An 18,409-nucleotide genomic window follows, 5' to 3' on the forward strand; every position below is an offset into this window, starting at 1 on the left:
TGAGGTTATGTATGTGAAACGATATCGACATTTATACTTGCTAAGTTTTACGTTACTCATTTGTTTTGTCGTATTATCACTTTCGTATCATACCGCTTGTATTGAGAACTTTGACAATATAGTCGCACATTTTATTCAAAGCTTTCGAAACGATTATTTGACGACCTATTTTACTTGGGTGTCTTTTATCGGTTCCAAAAGAATATATTTTCCATTACTCATTATTCTTGTAATGTATTTTCTCGTTAGAAAAAAGTTGCTTAGTGCGTTGCTTCTAACAATTAATTACTACGGATCTCGTTATTTAAACAGTATGCTTAAACTATGGTACGAACGAGCAAGACCTGATGTCACGCAGCTTGTTACTGCAACTGGATATAGTTTTCCGAGCGGTCATACGATGAATGCTACTGCTTTTTTAGGATTTATTGCATACGTCACAATTACTGAAGAGCGTATTTCGTTGCATAAAAAATTGTTAATTATTCTTATAGCAAGCTTTGTTGTATTATCTATTTCAGTTAGCCGAATATATCTTGGCGTGCACTATCCATCTGACATATTAGCAGGATGGGCAGCCGGCGGTAGCTGGCTCGTTTTATGTGTTATATTCCATAAAACGTTTATAAAAAAAGAACCTATGTCATAATAGGTTCTTTTTTCATTGGCTCAACATGAATGTGTGCATGGTAAATTCCAAACTTTTTGCGAAGCATAGCTTCGATGTTGTCGGTAATACAGTGACTTTCTCCAACATCCATACGAGCATCTACTTCAATTGTAATATCAACGTACGTTTGATTCCCGTACATACGTGCTCGAATATCTACAATGTTTTCCACACCGCCAATATGCTCAATAGCATCAGCGTATTCTTCCATTTTATCAGGATCAATTCCATCTGTAAGCATATGAGAAGATTCTACGAAAATCTCCCATGCAGTTTTACAAATAATAAGACCGACAATTAAAGCGGCAATAGGGTCTAAAATAGGCATTTGGAACTGAGAACCGACAATACCTACTACAGTACCAATACTTACGAGTGCATCTGATAAGTTATCCTTTGCAGCGGCTTCTAATGATTTACTTTTTGTTCGTGCTGCAATTTTTTTCGTATACAAATACACGCAATACATAACGACAGCAGAAAATAAAGCAACCCATGCAGCGAGTACATTAGGCGCTGCGTGTTTCGGATTTAAGAAAGATTGAATGGCACTAATAACAACTTCTAATCCGACTGTTGCCATAATGAAGGAAGCAACAAGTGATGCGATTTGTTCGGCCCGCGAATGCCCATACGGATGATCTGGGTCACGAGGTTTACGAGATATTTTTAGACCAATTAATATTGCTAAAGAAGCACCGATATCCGTTAAGTTATTTAAACCGTCAGCACGCAATGCGCTAGAGAGGGTAATATAACTGATGATGATTTTCATAGAGGATAAAAATATGTAGGCCATAATGCTGACAATAGCACCTTTATCAGCTTCTTTATGAGAAAGAGTATCCATTTTAATCACTCACCTTTCTTTAAAGGAATTTCTTTCTATAAATAGAGTATCAAACGAAAGTCGTGTGGGTCTATACAAACATTGTTGACGTTTTATAGCTTTTTAAGAAGGGGATAACAAAGTTTCGTGAAGGAAAAATATGTTGAAAAGTACAAAGTCAGGGTGTGAACCTAATTAGAGTTTATTTACTAAAGAGATAGGAGGGTAGATGGATGAAGAAGCGAATACTTTTCTTACTATGTACTATTCTTATAATGACAGGGTGTAATTCATTAAACGATGAAAAACATCAAAAGATAATTGTGAAAACAGATGAAAGCCCTCTGAAAAATATTTTCCAGAGGGCTTTTATTTTAGTATGCTTCTAAAAACTCAGTAACTTGCTCTTCAGTTTTTGCATTAGCACTATGTAAGTGGCCTAGCTTCTCACTATTTTGGTATACAAGTAAACTTGGAATACCCATTACTTGATACTCTTCAGCGATACTTGGAAACTCATCTTTATTAATAGAATACCATTCAAATTTATTGAACTCTTCCATTACATCTCCGATAAAGTTGTCCATACGTACGCAATCTGGGCACCATGTAGTAAAGAACTTAACAATTACAGGCTCCTCGCTTGCGATGATGTCTTTGAATTCTTGTTCTGTTTTAATTTCTTTCATAAGTAAAACTCCTTTCAATATTACACGAATTTATATGCAAAATTCGTATTTGCAAACATGTTGCAAACTTATTATTTGTTTTTTAGTTTTGTAGTTCGTTCACACTTATAAAACTGTATTTTAAATTGTATATAACATGACTGCACTTCTAAGTGTGAAAATAACGGAACCTCACTTTTCTTTATAAGCTTTTTCCAGGATTGTGTCAAACTTCTGAATTTTATACAGCAATTAAAGAAGCCCACACTTTGATTGAGTGTGGGCAGAGTGACTAAAATTAATCGCTTATTAATTTCGAATAGATATTTAAATCGATAAGCTTTCCAGCTGATTTTTCGCTCTTTCTCAGAGTCCCTTCAAAAGTAAAGTTTAATTTTTCTAATACCTTTATGGAATTTACATTTGCAGGTTCAACTTTTGCTTCAACACGATATAGTTTTAAATGTGTAAAAGCATAATCTAATAAAGAGGATATTGCTTCAGGGGCATATCCTTTACCCCAAAATTTTTTTGAAATATCATAACCAATCCCAGTCTTTGAGTTTTCAAAATCTAAGGAATTATAGCCACATGAACCGATAATGTGATTAGATTCTTTTTCAATAATAGTAAAACGTATAGCTTTATTATTTTGAGCGAGTTCGTTAAGAAATTGAATCATATCTTTTGCCTGGCTTTCATCGGTGAAATTACTTATATTCATGAATTTAGTAATATCAGGATCAGACCATATTTTAAACATACTTAATGAATCAGATGCTTTCATTTGCCTTAAATATAATCGTTGTGTGTGTAGTTCAGTAATCAATACTTTTACCTCCGTTATGTTGTAAGAATAGGTAGTTTAAAAATATTGATATCTGCGCATAATTCAGTCCCTTCTAGATTAATTAACTTTTATTATACAAGAAAATTACTACAGTGAACAAAGGCGTTAATTGGTTTAGCTATTTTCTATAATTGATGGAATCAGAGAGACAAAGGAACATGGTTTCAGTGGATTTAAAGATTTTAGCCCGCTATTTGTGAGCAGTAAGACCCCACCTTAAAATTCAGCAGAAGCAAAGAAGTTAGGTGGGGGTCGGGCTGCCCGTAAAAGCCCGATTGGTGAGGGCTAATAATCAGTGGGGGATGAACACCCCCCATTGATTAGAGTTTCACTTTATTCAATTCTTTAACAAACCCCTTATCTGGAAATTAAAGAACGCCTTGGGAGAAAGGCGTTCCATGACCAAGGAATGTATGGAAAATGATACTAAATGATTCATAATGAGATGATCATAAGTATTGTATGTATTTCTCTAATGTATGTGAAGTCTTTATTTCATAATATCGAAAAAGAACATGCATATAAGCATGCTCTTTCACAAGAAAGATAGATTTCTATGAGTGGATGCCTCCATACAATAATATATGCTTGTCCAGTTAAAAGGTGAAAAGTTTTATTAAAATCGTTATTTCAATGGAGAAGCCCTAGGATTAGGAGGCTAGGGCTTCAAGTCATGGTATATCTCACACGAAATTATAAAAAGAAAAGAACGTATTGAAGATAACACATGAATATTTCATATTTTATTATAAAAACTGTATAAGGCTAGAATTTATATAAATGTAATGGAAATTAATTAATAAAAAACTTTATTAGGGATTTGCCTTAATCATTTATAACAGTCAAGAATATTTATAAAATATGACTGTAGAAACAGGTCCGATTTTTATAACGATGGAGGGAATTGGTGTGGACATAACTCAAAGTATGGCCAGAATAGTGGTTAATGGGAAAGATATTCCGTTTACTTCAGTTAGAACTTCAATATGGAATCAAGGACCTGTAAATGATTTAATTGTTTCGACAAATCGGAGAGTCGAGGAGTTTTATCAATTTATGTGGTCACAAGTGCCAGTTACGCTCACAATGTATTTTCTTCAGGGAGCGGACTTGATGAGATTTGCTAGAATTGTTGGAATCGATCAAAGTGTAACGGGAGAATATATATATCATTTCTTTTGGGGATAAAATGAATTTAAAGCAGTTTAATAGCTGTTTTTTTATTTTATAGAGACATGATTCGAAGGCGAAGAATATGTATGGCTAGGAAGAGTAGTTTAGATCGTGATATAGATAAATTATTATCGCTTCTAAGTTTTTAAAAAATTTTCAAGAAAATCGGGAGGTTCTAATTGGATATATATCAACGCTTAGTTATTAATAGGAAATATAATGAAGGTTAAAAAGTTTAATGGGAATTTATTTATTTTTTCCAATCATAAAATGCGCAATTTATGTGAAGAGAATAATGACTAGTAAGTGGTTTAATACATTTAAAGATAGGAACATAAAAAAAGCGGTGTTAGTAATATGTATTATACAAAACAATGTAGAGAAACGATCAATATATAGGTGTTATTTTTAAGGATGTTTGTTTTTATAAGACAATATAATAAAGAAGGAACAGGTTAAGGGACAGTTTGAATTTCTAACAGAGAGCTGTGTGATTAAATAGGATAAAAGTAATTATTTAATGTTGGGATAGGTTATAAATGGAGAACCAATTAAAAGAAATATTTGGTGCATTGATAGCAGCTATAGGTACAATAACTTCCGCTATTGGAAGTACACCGTTCTATTTTATAAGCAGTAATGTAAGGGAGAATCTGAATATATATGGAAACACATTGCAAGCAGTTGGTAACGCTTTAGAGGCTGATGGTCAAGGGGAAATTTCCTTTGAAAAAATTGGAAACGAAATCCAATCAATTGGTAATGTAACTGTAATATCAGGGTTAGTTATTGATTTTACAGATGAAACAAAAGTTAAATTAGTTATTTCTGGAAATTGGGCGCAGGCTTTAGGAGGACTTACAGCATTAGCAGATGAATTTGAAGATACTTCAGATAAAGATGAGTCTTTTAATGTTGTAGGAAACTTATTGCAAGCTATAGGAAATTCCTTGCAAGCGATTGGAGGGATATATGAGCTAAAAAGTATTAGAACAGATCGGCAGGATAGTAAAGAAAATCTAGTAAATGATACAGGGGAAAATTTAGACAATCAAGCAAATAGTGAACCGGATAAAAAGAAAGAAGGCCAGTCAATAGATATCATAGGAAGTTGGATCCAAGCCGTAGGTTCTGTATTTTCATTAATTGGACAAATACGTGAAGAAAGTGAGGAGTTAGAAGGGGATGATAAATAGACTAGTTTTAAAAGAACCTCATATAGTGCGCATATTTAATGGTAAGAAACTTTTTTATTGAATTCTAAGTTTAAAATTATATGATGCAGTAGGTAAAATGGGTTTAAGGAGTATTATTAGTTTAATAAAAAAGAGCTGTTAGTAAAAACTAAAAGATTTCATAAAAACTGGTAATAGAAACTGCTTTTTAGAAAATAACTTATACTTATTAATAATGGAATAGTAAATTTAAATTGAGAGAATGAAAGAGAGCTCCTATGGAAAGAGGCTCTTTAATTAATAAATTATTGTAATGGAACCAACGCTAAAATCAAATTAATTCCGCTATTTGCGGGCAGTAAGATCCCTACCTCAAAATTAAGCGCAAGCAAAGAAGTTAGGTGGAGATCAGGCTGCCCGTAAATGCCCAATTGGTGAGGACTGATTAAAGTTTCACTTTATTAATACATTTTAGTGTTATCACTATATTTTTGAAAAGACATATGAATAACCTTGCTTTTTGAAGAATGATTTCTATATAAAAACCATATGCTATTTTGTAAGAAAAGAAAATAGCTTATAATTTATTAAATGCTCATTAAGAGTGCCTTTTGTATATGTTTGCAACCTCGGATGTGACTGCTTTTTTATTGAACATAATGACCGTTTAAATAGAAGGTTAATAGTGCGGAAGACATTAGAAGAATTAGAAAAATGTTATTAAATGAAGGAGTAGAATATGTAGCTGTTCAGATTAGAATGGATGGATTTTCTAGTGATGAAGTAATTGTTAACGACAAATATAACATATATTCGAAACTAGCATATTACAAGGAAACGTACAATGAGGATTTAGAACATAGATGGAATCCAGGAGTTCGTATTGTAGGTTTTGCATATGGCTATTCGTTCTCAGGAATTAAACGTGAATTAGTAGGATTGTTAGTTTAGTAGTAATGAAACTTATGACGAATATTTCGATAGATACCATTATCCAAGTGGTGTCTTTTTTATTGTTAAGGAATAAATAAAAAAGAGAGTTTAAACCCTCTTTTTTATAATTATCTAACTATTATGCGCAAATTGGAATTCCTAATGCTATTAGAGTCAATGCTACTTGAAGAGAAAGCTCTAATCTAGCAATTTCGATTCCAGCAACTGAAACCACTAAAAGAGGTTGTCCATTAACGAACAAAACACAACTTTCCATGCTTACGCCTCCTTTCTAGTAATCTAATATAGTATATGGATTAAACTTTAAAAGTGTAATAGTTAAATGTATGAATTTAATATAATTAATAAATTAAACTATTATATTTAATAAATTAAAATTGACCTAACAGCTGCTTTTTTGTCACTTTATAAGAAGGGTCAGAATATATTAGAAGTATAAAAATTATAGGAGTGATAGATATGTTCTTTGCAAAATTGCGTGGTAGAAATGAAGTTCCACCAGTAGAAACAGATGCTCGAGGAGAGGGTTTCTTTAAATTAAGTCGGGACGAGCTTAGCCTAAGGTTCAAGTTAGATTTATTCAATATAGAGGATGTAGTAGCTGCCCATCTGCATCTTGGATTAAAAGGAACGAACGGCCCTGTTGTAGCTTTTTTATTTGGACCGATAACAAATCCAGTTTCAATAGAGTGCGCAACTCTTACGGGAATGATTACTCAAGAAGATTTGGTTGGACCGTTAGCGGGTCAAACATTAGGCACTCTTGTAAATGAGATTATATCTGGAAACATATATATTAATGTTCATACAGTACAACATCCTAATGGTGAAATTCGTGGACAACTAAATTATTGCTAATGAATAATGGTAGTAGGAAAATTTAGCGAGAAACAAAAAGCATCCGTTGAGGGTGCTTTTATTTGGAGAATGATATTTAGATTAAAAATGTTTAAACTTAATAAAAGCTAGTGAATTAGCTTTCAGCACTCACTGAAATATAGAATCATAACATACTTTGTAATAACTTATACGAAAGTGAGTTGAAAATCATGTTTTATTCATATTTTAATTCTGAAACTGGTATGCGACCAGCGTATGGTACATCTATAACGTATAGTGGAGCACAAAGTACAGTCCAAGCTATTCAACAAGCATTGCAAATGCAACAACAATTGCAAATGCAGCAAGGTGTACAACCGTATTATTCATCCGTAGAGTATTTTTACCCAGTACATCAAGTTACACCGTACGGAAGTTCTTTTCTGACTATTCCATATGGAGCTGTATACAACTTATAACTAGTAAGGAATGAAGTGATGTATATAAATAAGGGTGCAGGTTAATAGCGCCCTTATGAATAATAAGAATAGCTAGTCCAAACCTTATAAATCAATCTTACATAATATGTAGTAATAAGTTTGAAAGGGGAATTAGTATGTCTTGTTATTACTACTGTAAGCATTGTAAGGAGTATAAAAAGAAGCATCATGATTGTTGTAAGAACACTAGTAAGTGTCATGATAACAAGGACAATCTTGTTAGAGCATCGGCATTTAGAGCTAGAAATACTGTGAATCAAAATGTTCCTGCTAATACTTTTGTGAAAGTGTTATTTCAAAATGAACAATTTGATTTAGCGAATGAGTATAATCCAGCAACATCTATTTTTATGCCGAAGACTAAAGGTGTATATTCTATTATTGGAACGATTGGTTTCTTTCCAAACAATCCAACTTTAAATTATAGAGCGCGTGTAGAAATTCGTGTGAATGGAAACGCAGCGATAGCTATAGATAATGACTTTTTTGGTCCAATCAGTTTTGGAAATGTAGTAAGTGTTTCGACGATTGTTCAATTGAATGCAGGGGATGAAGTTGAGATTTATGCACAAAGTAGTATAGATGGGGTTTTAAGTCCTTTAGAAGATGGGGCACATTTTGAAGCAGCAAGATTTCCTTCGCCGATTAAATAAAGTCATTAAACATTGAGTTTACAGAAGCTTAAAGGTAAATCCTCACCGAAATGGTGAGGGTTTTTTACTCTATTAAAAATAGTAACAGGTCGTCCAAGCTATTCTAATCTATATAGCATACTATATAAAAATAAGTGTAAAGGGGGACTAACTATGTCTTATTATTACTGTAAGTATTGTAAAGATTACAAAAAGGAAAGTCATGATTGTTATAGAAAAAGTAGTAAATGTGATAGGAAGTATGTAAAGGTGAAGTGTTGTGATGATAAGAAAGAGGAGCTTGTAAGGGCATCGGCATTTAGAGCTGTGAATACAGTTAATCAACCTGTTCTAGCAAATACTCCTGTTAAAGTATTATTTCAAAATGAACAATTTGATCTAGCGAATGAATATAATCCAGTAACATCCATTTTCACTCCGAAAACTAGAGGGGTATATAGTGTATTAGGAAATATAACATTTTCTCCAAATGATTTTAATGTGAATTACAGAGCTAGAGTAGAAATTCGTGTAAATGGAAATCCAGCAATAGCGATAGATAATGATTTCTTTGGAACAGGAGTATTTTTTAATAATGATGTTTCAGTAACTACTATTCTTCAATTAGAAGCAGGAGATTCAGTTGAAGTTTTTGCAGAAAGTAGTATTGCGGGCGTAATTGTACAAAATGTTAATGGTTTAAATACGGTTCACTTTGAAGCGGCAAGATTTCCTTCTCCAATTAAATAAAACAGATCATTAAATGTTTTTTAGTAGGTTTAGTTAATCCCCTTACCAAATGGTGGGGGATTATTATTGTTTTTCTAAAATATATAAGTAAACAGGTAAAGTGTAGTTTAATTTGTAGAGGCTTTAACCTTATTCAGATAATGAAAAAAATAATATGTAAATAAGTAACATGCTTCTGAAAACTCAGTGTTAGTAAGTTTACTAGTTTTTTTATAGAACAAGAAAGACGAAATACATAAAAGATCGTATCATTACGTTTTTTCTTTACTATATAGAAATTACATATTGAACATAAATTTGTGTAGGGAATGCTAGTACACTGAAAAGAATAACATAAAGGCGATTACACTATATAAAAACAAAATCAATCCTATTGGATGCAGCTTGAACATATTTGACCTCCTTGAGTACATAAAGAATTTTAATATATTGTTGGTCAATTTAGAAGGGGACGGTTACATAAAAAAAGAGCATACATAATAAGTACGCTCCAAAGAAAGATAGGTTTTATGAGTGGATAATCTCCATACGATAATATATGTCCTTTTAATAAAAACGTGTAAAAAATCAATGAATTATCAATGGAATATCATAAAATGAGTAATTTTAGTCTAGGAATGCAGTCATTTTCTTTCTCAGTTATTTTAGGTAACAAAGTTGTGAAAATCGTGCATTATGCGGACTAACAACGGGATAACAATCGTACTTCAGTTACATATTTCTTAAAGTCTGGATATTGCGTGATAGTTTGACATTTTGGGGTGCATAGTTGATTAATAATAGACACATTTGTAATTACTTCGTTACAAGGACCGAAAAATGTAACTTTTAGCTTTGAATTTGGTGGGATTTTGAACACGATAGGCTTTTTTTCCATGAAATCAGCTCCTAATATTGAGTATTATAATTTAATGGATATAGAGTCGTATTAGTATAATATGAAATTTCAGTGGATTTGCTTATAATAAAGAATTTCATAGTAGTAAAAGTGCTTAAAGATGTAAAAGGGAAATTGAGAATGCGAAATAAAATGTTTAATTAATATAATCAATAAATACGAAAATAGTTAATATAACTAATACATTTTTTAATTTGTTACATATTATGTTAGTAAGAATGGTATAAGGAGGTAATATAAAGTAGTGGAAGAAAATGTACAAGCTCAGCTTTCGCCACCGTGGATCACATATTTTAATGAATTGAAAAATTCAATAGGTGCTGATCCAACTGTTACAGTTGGGCCACTTATTCCTGTTGGTGGTAATTATATTATTTTAGTGCATGCGTTAAGCAACGAAAAAGCGAGAGCATTAGCAACGCTTTTAAAATCTTTTGTACAATTTGGGAATGTAAGTGTGACAGTTATTGTAACGAATAATGAGAATGAAATTGTAAATCCATTTCCTTGTCCACTAGATGCATTTGAAATAGCTCATTTATTTCAAGTAGCACTAGAAAATAATCCTTATTTTGAACAAGTTGTGGTACAGCCTCAGTTCCCTGGCGGACCGAATGTTGTCTTTCCGGTTTTCGCTGCGGAAGTCATTCAGTTTTTCAATGACGATATTTCTAACTTATGTCAAACGTTTACAGGTGTTGCTGCCAATGTATTTCGTGATGTAATGAATGATGAGATTTGTGGTATCCCAATTCTATTTTCCACAAGTTGTGTTATGAGCAGTGAAAATCAAGAATTACAAAATACAGATTTAGCACCAAAGTTGTTTTATTAAACTGTAAAAAGACATTTTCATTAATAGAAAATGTCTTTTTTTATGCACCAATAGTTTTCAGGTTGGAAAATTGTGATTTAAAAGGAGTAAACTTCAATTAATTAAAATTTTTCTAAATCTCAAATTTCATGTAGAGGTAGTAATTTTGACTTAAGAATATATAGAAAATGAGGGATGAAATTTTTTAGTTGAAAGGAAATCGATACTGAAAGTTATAACTTAATAATATAGGGGATTTTTTCTAATATATGTAAAAATGATTGGTAGGACGAGATTACATAATAAATGAATAGTAGGGTGTATTTCGAATATTTTATGTGGCATACATGTTAAAGTTTATAGAAATATTTCTGAAAGAGAATATATTTTGAAAAACGGTAAAGATTCTTTTTACTTATATTATAGATAGCTAGTTTTAGAGAGCTGAGGCTTACAATAAAACTAGCTATGAATAGGACATTCAAAAGGAGCTGGAATGTATGGGGTATATTGTAGACATTTCAAAATGGAATGGAACTATCAATTGGGATATTGCAGCATCTCAGCTAGATTTAGTGATTGCTAGAGTTCAAGATGGCTCTAATACGGTGGATTTTATGTATCAAAATTATGTTAGTGAAATGAAAAAGCATAGTATCCCATTTGGTAATTATGCTTTTTGCCGTTTTATATCTATTGCTGATGCGAAGAAAGAGGCGCAAGATTTTTGGAATCGTGGTGATCAATCTGCTAAGTTTTGGGTAGCGGACGTAGAAGTTCAAACGATGGCAGATATGCAAGGCGGGACACAGGCATTTATTGATGAATTACGCCGTTTAGGTGCGGAAAAAGTAGGATTATATGTAGGGCATCACACGTATCTATCATTTGGAGCACGTAATATTGAAGCTGATTTCGTATGGATCCCTCGTTATGAAGGGAATAAGCCAGCATATTCATGTGATATGTGGCAATATACGGATTCAGGGAATGTTCCTGGGATTGGGAAATGTGATCTGAATCGATTAGTAGGAAATAAGTCACTTTCTTGGTTTATAGATTCCAACAAAGCAAATCAATCTAACATAGTGTATACACAGCAACCGAATGGCATTGGTATTGCAGTTTCGAAATATCCTGATGGATATGGAATAAATTTATATGAAAACCCCATGAATCCCCAATTTACAGGTACACTCACTCAGAAAATTCCATATTTAATCTTAGCAGGTTATTGGGGAGGCGGTGAGCAAGATATGATTTGTTTAGGGAACGATAAGCAGTGGGTATATTTAAAACATTTTAATGTGAAATGGTTTTATGCAACTTCAAAATATCCTGTCGGTTACGGAGTAAATTATTATGAAGAGCCTGAATGTATGAATTATAAAGGAAACATAGATGGATCGAAATCTTTTCGAGTGTGGGGTAGAGTGGGAAATGCGGTAGATATCGGGCAGAATAGTTGGATACCTGAAAAACATGTAATTATTAAGCAACTATAGAAGCTATATTTTTTTGAGAATTATATAAAGAGTCTTCTTACTATGCATAGTAAGAAGACTCTTTATATTTAAAAATGAAAATACATGATACATAGTCAACTCATATGAAATGAATTACATGTAGAAAACACACTGTTTTCACAATGACTGTGTATAGTTAATTTGCATAATGATAAAAGTGAGGTATTTGAATTGAAAAAGAAGAAAATATTTATTGGAACAATTATTTCATGCATGATGCTAGCATTATCTGCATGTGGTTCCTCAGACAACGTAGTAACATCAAAAGTAGGAAATGTTACAGAGAAAGAATTAAGTAAAGAATTACGACAACAATATGGAGAAAGTACTTTATATCAAATGATGTTAAGTAAGGCATTGTTAGATAAATATAAAGTTTCAGATGAGGAAGCAAAAAAGAAAGTAGAAGAAGCAAAAGATAAAATGGGCGAGAACTTTAAATCGACTTTAGAACAACTTGGGTTGAAAAATGAAGATGAATTAAAAGAAAAAATGAAGCCAGAAATTGCATTTGAGAAAGCGATTAAAGCAACAGTTACAGATAAAGATGTGAAAGATAACTATAAACCAGAAATGAAAGTAAGTCACATTTTAGTGAAAGATGAAAAAACGGCTAAAGAAATAAAGGAGAAAGTAAATAATGGTGAAGATTTTGCTGCCTTAGCAAAACAGTATTCAGAAGATACTGGTTCAAAGGAACAGGGTGGGGAAATATCTAGTTTTGCTCCTGGGCAAACAGTGAAAGAATTTGAGGAAGCTGCGTATAAATTAGATGCAGGCCAAGTAAGTGAGCCGGTTAAAACAACTTACGGTTACCATATTATTAAAGTGACGGATAAAAAAGAATTGAAGCCATTTGATGAAGTAAAGGATAAAATTCGTAAAGATATAGAACAACAAAGACTACAAGATACGACAGGTAAATGGAAACAACAAGTAGTCAATGATTTATTGAAAGATGCTGATATTAAAGTGAATAATAAAGAATTTAAAGATACATTTAAATTTCTAGAAAAGAAATAATGACTGTAATCATAATTAGAAAAGGGAACTCATATAGAGTTCCCTTTTTCTAATTAGTGTGTGAGTTATAAATAGATAGTAAGACAATACAATATTACATTTAAATATTAAGAATTACAATGGGAAATTATGGATTATAATTATTTCAACGAAAGTGAATATTCTACGGTTTTCATTATGCAAGTTTATTACATATATTTACTCTTTAATAATGGATATCGAACATAATTTAAAAAATAATACATATAATGTTTTTGAATAAATATTTAACATGGATAATTAGTAAAAAGCTGAGCATTCGATTGGAAAGGATGTTCTTTTTCATATGAAAATTTTAGGATAAAGAATGAATTGTTTTAAACGCGTCATTTACCACATCAATAAATTAAGGTGGTGGAGAATATATGAAAGTAATCTTTCAAGGAGAGGGCGGCGCGAAAATTTTTGAGTCATATGATGAAAATGTAAGTGATTTATTAGCTATATTAAAAGAAACGAAAGGGATTAAAATCGGGATGGTTGAGTATAAAGTGTTAAAGTACGAACTTAATTATTTTCGTCATCCGAAAAAAGCGGATACAGAGAGAGAGTTACATATAATAGTACAACCTAAGTATATGTAATAAAATATAATAATAAAAATCATTGATTCAGTTTTGTAAAGTTCCATAGAGTATGTAAGAAAAGAGAGTGTTGTAAATGCTCTCTTTTCTTATGCTTTGTGAGTTCGTTCATCATAGTATATGTTTTCAGTTATAGATGGTTAATAAACGATAAAAATTTAAAACTTTTTCGTTTAGGCAGGGATTTTATATTTGAGTAAATAAATATACTATGAAGTATTTTTTATACGAATACTGGAGGAGTATAAAATGAGTTTAGCAAGTTACATAGGCTGTAATATAGAAATTCCGTTAACGGATCCGGATTCTAATAATCTAATTGTTTTTGGACCGTGTTTTTCAGATGAAAGTATGCTTGAAATTGTACAAGATTATCAATTCCAAACAAATTACACATATGAGGTTTCAACTAGTTGGGGAATTGAACTTGTCGAGTGGCAAAATGTAAAGGAAAAAAAGAAGCGAAAGAAAAACTTTTAACTTTATGCAAGATTATGGAAGGTTATTTGGAAGATGGAGACTATTTCGAATTATGTAGTTGTTGGGTTGGTGATGAAGATAAGGAACGAGTAGGGGAATTGAACTTAAAAATAAATCATTTTAATATAGATGAATTATGTATTCCAGAAAGAACATTAGTTAGGATAGAAAAATAAGCTTTGAAATATTTTTTAGAAAAAGGCGATTTCACTTTGGGTGAAGTCGCCTTTTAGTTGTTATATGCATGTTATATAAGAAATGAGAAGTTTATTTGATAAAGGAAAAAAGTATGGAGATAAATAAAATTATGTTTTTTGTTAAGAAATAATAAGTATGGCTCTTCTCAAAAGAACGTAAGTTCGTGTATAATAAGAACGAATGTTCTTTTAAGAGGTAACCTAATTATAGTTTAGAAGTAAATCCGAGTTTAGTGAGTATTAAAAATAACTAAGGGATAGTATGGCTAAATAAATGTATAAATGATCAAGGAGATAAAAAATGAACGATGTAAAGATACAAAAAGAAGAAAGAGAGTGGGTTCCGTTTACAGTAATGTCCGAACAACTTTTAAATATGAGAAAGATTATTGGAGAGAAATTAAAAGTACAAAAACCGCTTTTAACAAATGAAGCAAAAGAGAGAATTTCTGATAAATTATTAACGTCATTATTGTCTGAGAAAGAAATATTGGTAACATATTTTGAAGATGGTTACATACTAACAAGCTACATGACTGTTGTACATATCAATCCGGTAAAACAAATTGTAATTTGTACAGACGCCTTTTATAAAACTTACGTATTTAACGCTATGGATATTATTGAAATAACGTAAAAGAAGCTGAATATTAAATGGCAGCTTCTTTTATTTCTGATTTATGAGACAAATAATACAAGAAAAAGCAGCTAGCTTCGTGCTAGCTGCTGAGCCCCAGGGAAAGGGAGAAAAAGATAGGGTACTCCAAAATCAACAAGAGCTGTCAAACAGCCTGATTATAGTATAGACAAATTAAAATTTTCTATACAGAAAGTTGAACATAAGATTAGGCTGTACCCACTTGGTTTTGATCTGCAAGGTCAGAATCAAATGTATTGGTCGCGCTAACACCGCTAAAAGTATTAACAACAAAACCAACGTTTGATGCGCCGGAACCATTATAAGCTTTCGTATTTTCTTTCGGAGATACGTTGTAGAAATCACCTAAGTTAAATGATCCATTGCTATTTTGTACAACTAAATTTCCTACAACTGAGGGCATAATTTTCACCTGCTTTATAATAAGTTGTTAACATTACTATATGGAGTTATAGTCCAGATGGTTCATACAATAAAAATTGTGGAATAGTAAAACGTTTGGAGCGTGGATTTCAATAAAAGTGTGTTAAAATTAATATAATAAAGTTGAGTAATTTTTTTTAAAATTTTGTATAATTGATATATATGAAAATAAAGGAGGCAAAATGTAATGAAAGATATTATGAAAAAAGTTGATTTAACAGATGCCAAATCAAGTAATCTTGTTGCATTAATTTATAGTAATGAAGTTATATTAGTTGAAGACGCATTTTGTCCAAATGAAATAAAATTAAAGTTTAATGAAATTGCAATTTTATCTGCAATTAAAACAGCTCATATTGCGAAAGTGTCTATTAGGAAAGAACTTGAAGCGCTTTTTCATGACACGGGTGTTATATTAGTGAAACAAAATGTTGATTATGGCAGTAGCCAATCTATTACCATGCATTTTGAGCAATTTAAAAAATTGCAAGATGAGATTGAACATTTAAATAAAAGTATGTAATAAAGCAGCTAAATAAAGGTTCTATCATAAAGGTGGAATGTGTTGTGTTGAAAAAGTGGTTTAAAAATTATTTGGGTGAATCGCATTGTAAACATAAATATATTTTTATTAAGAGGCAGGATAATGAGGATTTTAAAAAAGGATTTACCAGTGTGAGAAATGTGAAAAAGAGAAGTTGAAATGTAAAAACAATAATGAAATAAACAATGAATTTTTAGATATATAGCAAAAAGTAACCATGATGGTTACTTTTTTTGCTTATGTATGCAATATCAAAACCATTACTAAAGTATGAGTTGAGTTGATACTATAGTAAATCGCTGAATAAAAATGAAGAGAGTAAGATATAGGGAAGGAGGATGAGAGAAATGAAGCGAAAAGAAATTAGTAAATCTGTAATTATTACAGGCGTGACACAAGGGTTAGGACGTGCGATGGTTGATCGATTTCATGAATTAGGGTGGAACATATATGGTTGTGGACGTTCAAAAAATAAAATTGAAGAACTAAAAAAACAGCACAGTAAAATACATGATTTCCAAGTAATTGATGTTTCAGATTCTCAGCAAGTTAATAACTGGGCAAATTATATACTTAATAGACATACGGCTCCCGATCTGATAATAAATAATGCATCGATTGTAAATCAAAATGCACAACTTTGGAAAATTACGGCTCAAGAATTCGAAAATGTAATGAATGTAAACGTGAATGGTGTAGTAAATGTAATAAGAGCGTTTGTTCCCGCAATGGTATCTAGGAAAGAAGGAATTATCATTAATATGAGTTCTAGTTGGGGGAGAGAAGGTGAAGCTGAGCTTGCGCCATATTGTGCCTCGAAATTTGCAATTGAAGGTATCACTAAATCTATGGCCCTGGAATTACCCCATGGCATGGCTGTAGTTGCTTTAGATCCTGGAGGGAGTATTAGTACTCCAATGCTGAAGTCATGTGCGCCACAATATATAAATGAATCGCCTACACCTGAAACTTGGTCACATAAAGCAATTGAATATATATTGAATATAACAATAGATAAAAATGGAGATTCATTGACATGCCCAGCATGCATATAAAAAGCACCTTTAAGGTGCTTTTTATATTAGTAGCACATTATATCATTCACAAAATTACATCTGAAAAATAAAATAAAAGATTAAGGGTGAGATTTGTTTGTTTTGAAAGCTTTAGAAAATATTTGAATAGGTGATAAAAATGAATCCAAGCAGTTTAAAAGTGACAGGGGCATGGTTTCAAGTAGGGGGGAATCTTACAGCTGCTATTGGAACGACAAGAGGATTTATTGGAGAAGAGAAAGTTGAATCGGAACTTGTTATTGTAGGAAGCTCATTACAAGCCCTCGGGTATATATTACAAATCATTGCGAGCAATTATGATGATGGGGAAGAAAAAAGAGAGAATCAAAGTAAATTACTTGATCAAATAGGAATTGAGTTATTAGCATTAGGAAATATATCAAATGTAATAGGAATATATTTTAATATAAATGAACAATTGAAAGAAAATGATTATCTTATCATTACAGGGAACAGTTTACAATCGATTGGTGCTTTTCTAGGAGTAGAAGCAGCTTTGGTGGATATAAATGTATTACAGAAAATTATTATACTGGGTAACTCCATGCAAAGTTTAGGAGCTGGATTACAAGCGTATCAAGGTGTTTTAAATGTATTGAAAGATGAGAAAGAAAATAAAGATAGTATTTTTGATAAGAAGGATGAGAGAATCATTGCACTCATTGGTATTTGGATACAAGCGACAGGAACGTTAATTTCCGCAATTGGAATAACTGCAATAGAGGAAGAAAATAGGCTAGAAAACAATGAAAAGTCTGAAATACTTATATAAATAGAAGGAGATACATTGATTTTAGAGGCAGGTTAAGATTAAAATGGTAGTAGGTTTTTTTGCGTATATTTTGAAAAGTGATATATAAAATACAAAATAAGGAGTTTTCAAGGGATGATGTATTTATTAGCAATTTTTCTTCCACCTGTTGCTGTATTATTTTGTGGAAAACCAATTCAGGCAATCATAAATTTCATATTAACATTAATATTTTGGGTTCCAGGGGTTATACATGCAATTCTTGTAGTGCATGATAAAAAAGCTGATCGGCGTTTGAAAAAACAAATTCAAGCATATGATGAAATTAATAAGAGGAATCGAAGATAATTCATCTGCAAAATGTTTTTAAAAGAAA

General features: G+C 31.7%; 23 protein-coding genes and 2 pseudogenes. 19 read left to right on the forward strand and 6 right to left on the reverse strand.

Annotated features, from left to right (window positions below):
• The first annotated feature begins 13 nt into the window (after window positions 1-13).
• Window positions 14-649, forward strand: coding sequence for a phosphatase PAP2 family protein (locus CGQ22_RS07320; RefSeq protein ID WP_000833370.1), 636 nt, complete (start codon window positions 14-16; stop codon window positions 647-649).
• Here CGQ22_RS07320 and CGQ22_RS07325 read toward each other — a convergent pair.
• From CGQ22_RS07325 to CGQ22_RS07335, 3 genes are all read right to left on the reverse strand, one after another.
• Entirely contained in the window at window positions 639-1,520 is an 882-nt protein-coding gene (locus tag CGQ22_RS07325; protein ID WP_000380379.1) for a cation diffusion facilitator family transporter, read from the reverse strand. The two genes, CGQ22_RS07320 and CGQ22_RS07325, sit on opposite strands and share 11 nt — an antisense overlap.
• A 353-nt stretch (window positions 1,521-1,873) precedes the next feature.
• Window positions 1,874-2,188 (reverse strand): thioredoxin family protein, encoded by a 315-nt coding sequence (locus tag CGQ22_RS07330; RefSeq protein WP_089148450.1) that lies wholly within the window; start codon window positions 2,186-2,188, stop codon window positions 1,874-1,876.
• Window positions 2,189-2,465: 277 nt separating this feature from the next.
• Window positions 2,466-2,996, reverse strand: coding sequence for a GNAT family N-acetyltransferase (locus tag CGQ22_RS07335; protein WP_089148451.1), 531 nt, complete (start codon window positions 2,994-2,996; stop codon window positions 2,466-2,468).
• An 882-nt stretch (window positions 2,997-3,878) separates the two neighbouring features.
• Here CGQ22_RS07335 and CGQ22_RS07340 point away from each other — a divergent pair.
• The 3 genes and pseudogenes from CGQ22_RS07340 (at window position 3,879) to CGQ22_RS07350 (ending at window position 6,316) form a co-directional block, all read left to right on the forward strand.
• Complete coding sequence (locus CGQ22_RS07340; RefSeq protein WP_002164002.1) at window positions 3,879-4,205, forward strand: hypothetical protein; 327 nt, start codon at window positions 3,879-3,881, stop codon at window positions 4,203-4,205.
• 524 nt (window positions 4,206-4,729) lie between these two features.
• Window positions 4,730-5,386, forward strand: a complete 657-nt coding sequence (locus tag CGQ22_RS07345) for a DUF6944 family repetitive protein (RefSeq protein WP_089148452.1) — start codon at window positions 4,730-4,732, stop codon at window positions 5,384-5,386.
• 661 nt (window positions 5,387-6,047) lie between these two features.
• Window positions 6,048-6,316 (forward strand): annotated as a pseudogene (locus tag CGQ22_RS07350) (hypothetical protein).
• A 121-nt stretch (window positions 6,317-6,437) separates the two neighbouring features.
• On the opposite strand, the gene CGQ22_RS07355 reads toward CGQ22_RS07350, so the two are convergent.
• The gene (locus CGQ22_RS07355) at window positions 6,438-6,575 is read right to left on the reverse strand and encodes a DUF3956 family protein (RefSeq protein ID WP_000443219.1); all 138 of its coding nucleotides are present in this window, start codon (window positions 6,573-6,575) and stop codon (window positions 6,438-6,440) included.
• 203 nt (window positions 6,576-6,778) lie between these two features.
• Between CGQ22_RS07355 and CGQ22_RS07360 the strand changes: the two genes are divergently transcribed.
• The 4 genes from CGQ22_RS07360 to CGQ22_RS07375 all read left to right on the forward strand — a co-directional run bounded on the left by CGQ22_RS07360 (window position 6,779) and on the right by CGQ22_RS07375 (window position 9,020).
• The gene (locus tag CGQ22_RS07360; RefSeq protein ID WP_000464545.1) at window positions 6,779-7,177 is read left to right on the forward strand and encodes a CHRD domain-containing protein; all 399 of its coding nucleotides are present in this window, start codon (window positions 6,779-6,781) and stop codon (window positions 7,175-7,177) included.
• A 191-nt stretch (window positions 7,178-7,368) separates the two neighbouring features.
• On the forward strand, window positions 7,369-7,617 hold the full coding sequence (locus CGQ22_RS07365) for a DUF3947 family protein (RefSeq protein WP_089148453.1): 249 nt from the start codon (window positions 7,369-7,371) through the stop codon (window positions 7,615-7,617).
• A gap of 137 nt (window positions 7,618-7,754) precedes the next feature.
• Complete coding sequence (locus CGQ22_RS07370; RefSeq protein WP_089148454.1) at window positions 7,755-8,291, forward strand: C1q-like domain-containing protein; 537 nt, start codon at window positions 7,755-7,757, stop codon at window positions 8,289-8,291.
• Between the two features lie 153 nt (window positions 8,292-8,444).
• Window positions 8,445-9,020, forward strand: a complete 576-nt coding sequence (locus CGQ22_RS07375) for a complement C1q domain-containing protein (RefSeq protein ID WP_000122944.1) — start codon at window positions 8,445-8,447, stop codon at window positions 9,018-9,020.
• A gap of 682 nt (window positions 9,021-9,702) precedes the next feature.
• Here CGQ22_RS07375 and CGQ22_RS07380 read toward each other — a convergent pair.
• Entirely contained in the window at window positions 9,703-9,897 is a 195-nt protein-coding gene (locus CGQ22_RS07380; RefSeq protein ID WP_089148455.1) for a hypothetical protein, read from the reverse strand.
• Between the two features lie 265 nt (window positions 9,898-10,162).
• Between CGQ22_RS07380 and CGQ22_RS07385 the strand changes: the two genes are divergently transcribed.
• From CGQ22_RS07385 to CGQ22_RS07410, 6 genes are all read left to right on the forward strand, one after another.
• Window positions 10,163-10,753 (forward strand): hypothetical protein, encoded by a 591-nt coding sequence (locus tag CGQ22_RS07385; protein ID WP_000392280.1) that lies wholly within the window; start codon window positions 10,163-10,165, stop codon window positions 10,751-10,753.
• 479 nt (window positions 10,754-11,232) lie between these two features.
• Entirely contained in the window at window positions 11,233-12,237 is a 1,005-nt protein-coding gene (locus tag CGQ22_RS07390) for a glycoside hydrolase family 25 protein (protein WP_000540657.1), read from the forward strand.
• Between the two features lie 192 nt (window positions 12,238-12,429).
• On the forward strand, window positions 12,430-13,281 hold the full coding sequence (locus tag CGQ22_RS07395) for a peptidylprolyl isomerase PrsA (protein WP_000727343.1): 852 nt from the start codon (window positions 12,430-12,432) through the stop codon (window positions 13,279-13,281).
• A gap of 404 nt (window positions 13,282-13,685) precedes the next feature.
• A complete protein-coding gene (locus CGQ22_RS07400) occupies window positions 13,686-13,904 on the forward strand; it encodes a hypothetical protein (RefSeq protein WP_000864279.1) in 219 nt (72 codons plus the stop codon).
• A 249-nt stretch (window positions 13,905-14,153) separates the two neighbouring features.
• The gene (locus CGQ22_RS32880) at window positions 14,154-14,384 is read left to right on the forward strand and encodes a KH domain-containing protein (protein ID WP_000050497.1); all 231 of its coding nucleotides are present in this window, start codon (window positions 14,154-14,156) and stop codon (window positions 14,382-14,384) included.
• Window positions 14,385-14,882: 498 nt separating this feature from the next.
• Window positions 14,883-15,218 carry a YolD-like family protein gene (locus CGQ22_RS07410; protein ID WP_001999741.1) on the forward strand — a complete coding sequence of 112 codons (336 nt, stop codon included), beginning with the start codon at window positions 14,883-14,885 and terminating at the stop codon, window positions 15,216-15,218.
• Window positions 15,219-15,426: 208 nt separating this feature from the next.
• On the opposite strand, the gene gerPF is transcribed toward CGQ22_RS07410, so the two are convergent.
• Entirely contained in the window at window positions 15,427-15,642 is a 216-nt protein-coding gene (gerPF, locus tag CGQ22_RS07415) for a spore germination protein GerPF (RefSeq protein ID WP_001141569.1), read from the reverse strand.
• 207 nt (window positions 15,643-15,849) lie between these two features.
• Here gerPF and CGQ22_RS07420 point away from each other — a divergent pair, with 207 nt between their 5' ends.
• The 5 genes and pseudogenes from CGQ22_RS07420 (at window position 15,850) to CGQ22_RS07440 (ending at window position 18,381) form a co-directional block, all read left to right on the forward strand.
• Window positions 15,850-16,185, forward strand: a complete 336-nt coding sequence (locus CGQ22_RS07420) for a hypothetical protein (protein ID WP_000651907.1) — start codon at window positions 15,850-15,852, stop codon at window positions 16,183-16,185.
• A gap of 44 nt (window positions 16,186-16,229) precedes the next feature.
• Window positions 16,230-16,411, forward strand: a pseudogene (locus CGQ22_RS07425) (hypothetical protein).
• A gap of 142 nt (window positions 16,412-16,553) precedes the next feature.
• On the forward strand, window positions 16,554-17,261 hold the full coding sequence (locus CGQ22_RS07430; RefSeq protein WP_000823067.1) for an SDR family oxidoreductase: 708 nt from the start codon (window positions 16,554-16,556) through the stop codon (window positions 17,259-17,261).
• Between the two features lie 139 nt (window positions 17,262-17,400).
• Window positions 17,401-18,054, forward strand: a complete 654-nt coding sequence (locus CGQ22_RS07435; RefSeq protein ID WP_001070042.1) for a DUF6944 family repetitive protein — start codon at window positions 17,401-17,403, stop codon at window positions 18,052-18,054.
• 114 nt (window positions 18,055-18,168) lie between these two features.
• Window positions 18,169-18,381: a YqaE/Pmp3 family membrane protein gene (locus CGQ22_RS07440; protein WP_000990219.1), complete on the forward strand. Its 213-nt coding sequence runs from the start codon at window positions 18,169-18,171 to the stop codon at window positions 18,379-18,381.
• The last annotated feature ends 28 nt before the right edge of the window (window positions 18,382-18,409 follow it).

It is taken from the genome of Bacillus sp. M13(2017) (assembly GCF_002218325.1).
GTDB lineage: Bacteria > Bacillota > Bacilli > Bacillales > Bacillaceae_G > Bacillus_A > Bacillus_A thuringiensis_K.

Excerpts from the sequence above, each read along its gene's own strand:
- CGQ22_RS07355 (WP_000443219.1), bottom strand. The coding sequence starts at position 6,575 with ATGGAAAGTTGTGTTTTGTTCGTTAATGGACAACCTCTTTTAGTGGTT.
- CGQ22_RS07390 (WP_000540657.1), top strand. The coding sequence starts at position 11,233 with ATGGGGTATATTGTAGACATTTCAAAATGGAATGGAACTATCAATTGG.
- CGQ22_RS07380 (WP_089148455.1), bottom strand. The coding sequence starts at position 9,897 with ATGGAAAAAAAGCCTATCGTGTTCAAAATCCCACCAAATTCAAAGCTA.
- CGQ22_RS07370 (WP_089148454.1), top strand. The coding sequence starts at position 7,755 with ATGTCTTGTTATTACTACTGTAAGCATTGTAAGGAGTATAAAAAGAAG.
- CGQ22_RS32880 (WP_000050497.1), top strand. The coding sequence starts at position 14,154 with ATGAGTTTAGCAAGTTACATAGGCTGTAATATAGAAATTCCGTTAACG.
- CGQ22_RS07340 (WP_002164002.1), top strand. The coding sequence starts at position 3,879 with ATGACTGTAGAAACAGGTCCGATTTTTATAACGATGGAGGGAATTGGT.
- CGQ22_RS07430 (WP_000823067.1), top strand. The coding sequence starts at position 16,554 with ATGAAGCGAAAAGAAATTAGTAAATCTGTAATTATTACAGGCGTGACA.
- CGQ22_RS07410 (WP_001999741.1), top strand. The coding sequence starts at position 14,883 with ATGAACGATGTAAAGATACAAAAAGAAGAAAGAGAGTGGGTTCCGTTT.
- CGQ22_RS07435 (WP_001070042.1), top strand. The coding sequence starts at position 17,401 with ATGAATCCAAGCAGTTTAAAAGTGACAGGGGCATGGTTTCAAGTAGGG.
- CGQ22_RS07375 (WP_000122944.1), top strand. The coding sequence starts at position 8,445 with ATGTCTTATTATTACTGTAAGTATTGTAAAGATTACAAAAAGGAAAGT.
- CGQ22_RS07345 (WP_089148452.1), top strand. The coding sequence starts at position 4,730 with ATGGAGAACCAATTAAAAGAAATATTTGGTGCATTGATAGCAGCTATA.
- CGQ22_RS07330 (WP_089148450.1), bottom strand. The coding sequence starts at position 2,188 with ATGAAAGAAATTAAAACAGAACAAGAATTCAAAGACATCATCGCAAGC.
- CGQ22_RS07325 (WP_000380379.1), bottom strand. The coding sequence starts at position 1,520 with ATGGATACTCTTTCTCATAAAGAAGCTGATAAAGGTGCTATTGTCAGC.
- CGQ22_RS07440 (WP_000990219.1), top strand. The coding sequence starts at position 18,169 with ATGATGTATTTATTAGCAATTTTTCTTCCACCTGTTGCTGTATTATTT.
- CGQ22_RS07365 (WP_089148453.1), top strand. The coding sequence starts at position 7,369 with ATGTTTTATTCATATTTTAATTCTGAAACTGGTATGCGACCAGCGTAT.
- CGQ22_RS07420 (WP_000651907.1), top strand. The coding sequence starts at position 15,850 with ATGAAAGATATTATGAAAAAAGTTGATTTAACAGATGCCAAATCAAGT.
- gerPF (WP_001141569.1), bottom strand. The coding sequence starts at position 15,642 with ATGCCCTCAGTTGTAGGAAATTTAGTTGTACAAAATAGCAATGGATCA.
- CGQ22_RS07400 (WP_000864279.1), top strand. The coding sequence starts at position 13,686 with ATGAAAGTAATCTTTCAAGGAGAGGGCGGCGCGAAAATTTTTGAGTCA.
- CGQ22_RS07360 (WP_000464545.1), top strand. The coding sequence starts at position 6,779 with ATGTTCTTTGCAAAATTGCGTGGTAGAAATGAAGTTCCACCAGTAGAA.